Annotated in this window: 2 protein-coding genes; both read right to left on the bottom strand. The window is 71.3% G+C overall.

The window, feature by feature from the left end; translation table 11 throughout:
- A partial coding sequence (locus VFF97_RS07170) for a hypothetical protein (protein WP_325032806.1) occupies positions 1-4,158 on the bottom strand: 4,158 nt, incomplete at its 3' end.
- A 4-nt stretch (positions 4,159-4,162) separates the two neighbouring features.
- On the bottom strand, positions 4,163-6,050 hold a 1,888-nt coding region (locus VFF97_RS07165), incomplete at its 5' end, for a hypothetical protein (RefSeq protein ID WP_325032805.1).

Genomic DNA, 6,050 nt, shown 5'->3' with positions numbered 1-6,050 from the left:
CCCAGGCGTCCACACCTCGTCGACCCCCGCCACACGCCAGAAGTCCACGAGCGTGAGGGGCGCGAGGTGCGGGTTGTCCCACGTGGCGCCGACCCAGATCGGGTCCTGCGCGTAGAGCGTGTACGGTCCGGCGGCCGGTGACGTGCCCAGCAGCACGGCGAGCAGCTCGCCCTCGCCCGACGAGAACCACGGGCGCTCGAGGTAGATGCGCACGCCCGCGCGGCGGGTGTGGCGCTCCGCGATGGGCTGTCCGGGATGGACCGTCCCCGCGTCGTCGGCGGGCGGGGCCGCGGCATCCGGATCATCGTGCGACCAGCGGAACAGCGGGACGACCGAGTGCACGACCGGCGGCTCGGGACGCGCCGAGGACGGCACCGACAGCCGCAACGTCTCGCTCACGACGCTCGACCCGTCGTCGAACTCCGCCGCCCCGTCGGCCGGCGTCAGCAGCGACGGCGGGAAGTACTCGCGGAACCGCGTCGACGCGCGGAGGCGATAGTCGACCATGCGGTGCTTCGTGTCGCCGAACTCGTGGCGCGTGCCGTGGATGCGGATGCTCGGATCCGCGGGCCAGTCGAGATCGCCGGAGGGCAGGAAGTCCTGCGCGAACAGCACACCCAGCCGCTCGTTCTCGGACACGCGCGTCGTGCATGCGGTGCCGCGGGTCGCGCGCTCCTCCCAGACCGGGAGGCCCACGTCGTCGACGGGCTCGGACCACGACGCCTCGATCGTGAGCTGCTCCGTGCTCGGGCCGTGCACGTGCACCCCGCCGAAGAAGCTCGCATACGTGGCGGACGCGGAGCGGACGGAGCGGACGTTGACCGGCCGTGGCGCCCGCACGGGCCGCGGCACGGCGTGCACGAGGAGTACGTTCTCCTTCGGCGTGAGCGACCACAGGTAGCCGTCGCGCGCGGCCTCGCGCACGATCTCGAGCCCCTGGATCACAGCAGGGAGGCTCCGCCACATGCCGAGCACGTCGAGCGCGGCGGGGCGCGGGCAGCTCGAGAGCCGGAACCGCTGGATGGTGCCGGCGGGCAGCGCGATGTCGATGACGCGGTCCTCGACCTCGGCTCGCGGCGTCGGCCCGTCGGTCAGCGTGAGGCGATACGGATGCACCACCGGCCAGCCCCGCGCGTCGACCTCGTAGTCGGCGGTGAAGCCTTCGATCCCGAACGGCAGCGGCAGGGCGGGGCTGGTGGTGGCGTCGGGGAACACGAGCGACACACCGCGCGCGAGCGGATCCGGCAGGTACGGCACGATCATGTCGTCGACGTCGTGCACGACGTACTGCCCGGCCGGCGGCGACTCGCCCTGTGGGAGCGGCAGCGTCACGATGTCGCTCGGGTCGACGCCGGGGTCGTGCACGAGCGCGACGCCCGGCACGGGGATCCTGGCCCCGGGGTTGTCGAGGTCGGCGACGTCGATGTCGGTGAGCGCGCCGTTCTCGCGGAGCGCGACGCCGAGGGCCGCCTTGAGCCCCGCGGCCGACCCGTCGCCCACGAGCGCGTCGAATGCCCCGTGGTGCTCCGCCTGGAGCTGGCCGACCTTGGGCGGCACGAGGTGGCGCTGCCCCACCGCCTGGAACGCCGAATCGGGGTTGTCCGCGAGCACCGCCGTCCGGTATTCCTGGGGGTCTGTCACCGTGACATCCAGCGTGTCGGGGTCCTGTGTCACGCCGCTGCGGATGACGACGACGCGCTGCGATTCGCCCTCGCTGTAACGGGCGCGCGGCACGAGCGTCGGGGGCGGCACGGGGTCCCACCTCAGGAACGGCCGCGGGGCCGTGATGGTCTTGAGCGCCTCGAGCACCACCGCAGCCGTGATGCCGCTGGGGGTGAGCGTCGCCGTCGCGCGCCCGAGCTGCCCTGCGACGGCAGGCAGGAGCGTGTCGGCGTCGAGCGAGGCCGTGACGCCGAACGCGGCTCCCTTCGTCGAGGTGAGGGCGGACCGCATCGCCTGCGTGACCGCGGATGCCCGAGACGGCGTCGCCGTCGCGAGGGCGTCGCCCGACAGGGCCGCGCCGACATCGGTCCGGCCGAGCACGTTCGCGATCTCGGACCGCAGCGCCGCCTGCTCCTTGCGTCCGAGGGTCGGCGCGGCGCGTTCCGGCACGACGGGCCGAGGGTCTTCGACGGCCTCCACCGCGGCGTCGCGCAGCACTTCGGCGACGGGCCCGAGGCGTCCGAGTCCCGCCGCGGCCTCCCACCGCACGGAGTCCCGCTTCACGTTCGTCTCGACGGCCTTGCGCAGTCGGTCCTGGAGCTCGACCGGGACCTCGACGCGTCCGAGGCCCGCGCGCAGCCGTGCGACGGCGGCGGCGTCGAGGCGTCCGACGGCTCCCGCGCGGGTGACGCCGCGGCCTGGCTGGGCGCCGCCCGGCGTCATCGGGCCCCCGCTGTCACCGGGTGCCGACGGACCGGATGTCGCGGGAGCGGGCGGTCGCACATTGCCCGCGAGGTCGACGAGCCACGCGCGGAACGAGTAGTCGCGCCCGTACCGCAGTCGCGGCAGCGAGTTCGGCACGATCGTGTGAGTGAACCCGATGGGGTTCGTCGCGTCGACGGGCACCGCGGTCGGCGGCGGCTCGACGATCTCCTCGAGCTTCTGCGATCCGTCGGGCTGGGTGACCAGCTCGCTGCGCACGCGCTTGCCGGGCTTCGGCACCGACAGGCTCCACCCCTCCCAGCCGAACACCGCCTCGTGCACGTTGACCGGCGGCGGTTCGACCGGCTCGCCGACGGGGACGGACTGCTCGGCGGGCGCGCCCTGCGCGAAGCCGTGCCCCTCGCCGAGGTCGAGCGGCTTGCTGAGGCCCACGATCTCGGCGACGGTGTGGCGCTCGTGCACCGAGCGCCACTCGCCGTCGGTCGCGTCGAACACCTCGACACGGATGCCGCGGGCCACGTCCTCGCTCGTGAGGAGCATGCCGCCGCCGCGCGGCGGCGTGGACGTGCCGAACTGCTGCTCGAGCTTCTCCTGTCGTCCGAGCCGGTCGAAGAGGATCTTCGCCTGCGCCTTCCGTGCGATCGTGAACCCCGGCGACCGCAGTCCCGGCGACGCGGCGTCGACCGGCTCGCGGTTCGCCTGCCGCAGCATGAGGCGCGGCAGCACGCGGAGGTACTGCTCGGTCTTGATGGCGGTGCCGTCGGCATCCGTGTCGAGCACCGCGAAGCGGTCGGTGTCACCGAGCGCCATCGCGCCCTTGATCCACTCCGGTGTCGCGGGCACGGTCACGAGCGCGCCGTCGGCGACGGCCTCGCACTGCACGCGGGGGGCGCCCGACGCGACCGTGCGGCCGTCGCGCTCGACCGACACCTTCGCGCTGAGCCACTGCGACTTCTTGAGCCGGTTGACGTCCTCGACGACGAGGTCGATCACGAGCCCGAGCGTGCGCAGCAGCGCCGGGTGATCGCCGACCGTGGCGATGCGCTCGTGGAACTCTGGCTCCTTCGGCTTGAGCGGGTCGGGGGGTGGCGCATCCGGCTCGGCCTTGTAGTCGGTCTTCGACTCCGGCCGGTCGTAATACCGCCGCACTTCGTGCAGCGACCTGAGCACGGTGAACATGGTCGGCTGCGTGCTGCTCGACGACGGAGCGCGGGGACCCTTGCGGTCGCTGCCCGTCTCGCCGATCTCGTCGTCGAAGATCTCGGTCCACCGCTCGTCGTCCACCTCGCTGATGCCCTGGCGGCCCGTCAGGATCTTGAACTCCCGGAGGGTGCTCACCAGGAGGGGCCCGAGCGCGTGCGAGCCGGGTGCGGGCGGGTCGACGGCGGAGGTGACCGACGTCAGCAGGCCCACGAACTTGCCCGTGTCGTGCACGAACTGCGCGTCGAACGAACGCCAGCGCCGGTCGGCGAGCGGCGGCACCCTGTTCGAACGCACGGGAGTCGTGTCGGGGAACAGCGCGTCCCACACGGCAGGGTCGACGGGGTCGAGGATCGGCGTGCACGGTATGGAGCCGGTGTCGTCGCGCAGTTCGACCGTCAAGGACTCGCGCACGGCGTTCGCCCAATGCGGGAAGACCGCGAAATCCGACAGGATCGCGTCGGAGCCGGTGTCGCCCGCGAGCTTCGGTGTGATGAACACCGAGACGTGGAACCCGTCGGTCTTGCGTGCGGAGTAGGGGAGTGCGAGCGAGATCAAGTGCTCCGTGACCATGACGTCACGCTCCTTCCAGCGCGAACGCGCGCCAGTACTCGTCCCACGCGGGAGAGGTGTTGTCGGGTTCGAGCAGCTGGTCTCTGAGCGACGGATCGCCCTTCGAGCCTGCGAACTGCCGCGTGCACTCGATCGTGACGCTGCCCGAGAAGAACAGCACCGAGATCTCGATCGTGAGTCGCGCGGTGCCGATCATCTTGCCCGAGTCGAAGTGGTACGTGAGTTCGAGGTACAGCTCGATCGAGGCCGAGATGAGCCCCAGCACATCGACCTCGCCGCGTAGGCGGAAGTACCCGGTGAGCTGGCCCTTCTCGGCTTCGAGACGCATGTAGACGCCGAGGGTCGCCGAGATCGAGCCGGATGCCACGCCGAAGTCCACCGCGAGCATGACGCCTGCCTCGAGCCCGAGCTCGAGCACAGTGAGGCCCTTCGGGTTGAGGCGGAACAGGAACCAGCCGCCTCCGCCGATGCACATGACCGACAGGTTGAACGGACGCTCGCGCGTGCAGAAGTTGAACCCGAAGCTCAGCGCCTCGCCGAGGAACGGCACCTGCACGTCGGCGCCGAGCGAGATGTTCGACAGGTTGAAGACGCCGACCGAGACGCTCGGGATCGGCAGCGTGAACCCCGCCTGCAGGCCCGACGAGTCGACCTCGAGGAAGGGCGGGTCGCTGAATCCGTCGAGCGGGATGAAGTCCTTCAGCACCTCGACGAAGCTCAGCACTCCCAAGAAGGTGAGCTCGCCGAGATTGACGTCGACCTCGGCCTTGCCGTCGGTGCCCGCGATGAACGAGATGTTCTCGAACGGGATGCGCACGAGCGGCGCCGCCGAGCCCTGACCCGGCTTGCCGAACAGGTGCAGCGTGAGCCCGCGGATCTCCGCCATCGCGCGCACCGCGGCGTCGCCCGTCCCCGACACGCGCCCCTCGACGGCGAGCGTGAAGCCGTCGGGCGGCAGCTCGATGAGCGTGAAGCCCGCGCTCGGCCAGTGCGTGAACAGCTTCGGATGGAAGTCGTATCGGAACGACGCCTCGAGCCGGCCGGGCTCGAGCGTCTCGAGCAGCCGCGTGAGCTGGCCGATCATGTCGGTCGCACGCGCGGCGGTGTTGATCGCCGATACGAGACCGGCGAGCGTCGTGCGGACGACGGGAGGAATGAGCGGATGCGTCGTCGGCACCGCCGCCACGGCATCCGCCACGTCTTCGAACGCGTCCGCGAGCTTCTGGATCCGCGTGCCGACCGGGTCGGCGTTCGTCGGGCTCAGGAGGTCGCCGATCGCCGAGAACACATTCTCGATGGGCGTGAGCGCGGACTGGGCGGCGTTCGCGGCATCCGCCGGCGCCGTCGCCACGACGTCCTGCAGTGTGCGGATCAGCTTCTCGATGTCGTCGACGAGCTTCGTGACGGCCTCGATCGCCTCGCTCGCGAGGCTCGGCATGTTCGCGAGATCGGTGACGTTCTCGATGAGCTCCCACAGGTCGACGAGTCCGAACAGCTTGGGGAACGCGCCCTTGAAGAACTCCTCCGGGTCGAACTGGAGGTTCTCCATGTTCGCGGGGTCGCCGACGGCGCCCGTGAGCGTCGACAGACCGCGGATCGGCAGGTCGGGGGTCACGAACCCGCCCGCGCGGTCGCTTCCCGCCGACGGTGTCCCGAACGACACGGAGGGAAGCGACACGGTCTGGTCGAGCGCCGCCTGCGCCGAGGTCTTCGCCTCGGGCAGCAGCACGTTCGCCCACAGCTGCCCTCGGTTGGCGTCGCCGACCTTCTCGCCGAGTCCGTTCGCGAGGTAGGTCTGGTTGTAGACGATGCGGATCGGGCCGACGTTCGACAGCCGGCGCGCGGCCTCCATCACGACGTCCGCCGAGCTCAGGAACGGCGTCGACTCGCCG

Origin of the sequence: Microbacterium sp., from assembly GCF_035687345.1 — a bacterium.
GTDB lineage: Bacteria > Actinomycetota > Actinomycetes > Actinomycetales > Microbacteriaceae > Microbacterium.
This window is presented reverse-complemented; position numbering and strand designations above follow the sequence as displayed.